Raw genomic sequence first — 346 nt, 5'->3', positions numbered from 1 at the left:
GAAGCTCAAGAGCCACATCCACCGCAAGGGCAAGCGGGGCAAGCCGCTGACAGATCAGGCGACGGGCAGCAACCGGACCAAATCGACCGTGCGTGTCCGGGTCGAGCATGTCTTCGGCGCGCAGGCCAATGATATGGGCGGCACGCTGGTGCGCACGATCGGCATGGCGCGCGCCAAGACGAAGATCGGGATGAAGAACATCGCCTACAACATGCGCCGCCTTGTGCAGCTCCGCCGCATCAACCCGTGCCCGGCGTGACGAAGCGGCGCGCAGACGGGCCGATCAGGCCATCGGCCCGAGAAGCCGGCGCTCCAGCCACCGCCGCAGTGGGACGCCGCGCTGTAA

At 67.3% G+C, this 346-nt stretch carries 1 protein-coding gene; it reads left to right on the top strand.

Annotation, left to right across the window (positions count from 1 at the left end):
* Nucleotides 1-259, top strand: a 259-nt coding sequence (locus ACH107_RS33645; protein ID WP_412509905.1) for a transposase, incomplete at its 5' end; no start/stop codon positions are given.
* Nucleotides 260-346: the final 87 nt, after the last annotated feature.

Source organism: Roseovarius halophilus (ex Wu et al. 2025), assembly GCF_047086965.1.
The sequence above is the reverse complement of the archived record's forward strand: the minus strand, read 5'-3'. Positions and strand labels throughout refer to the sequence as shown.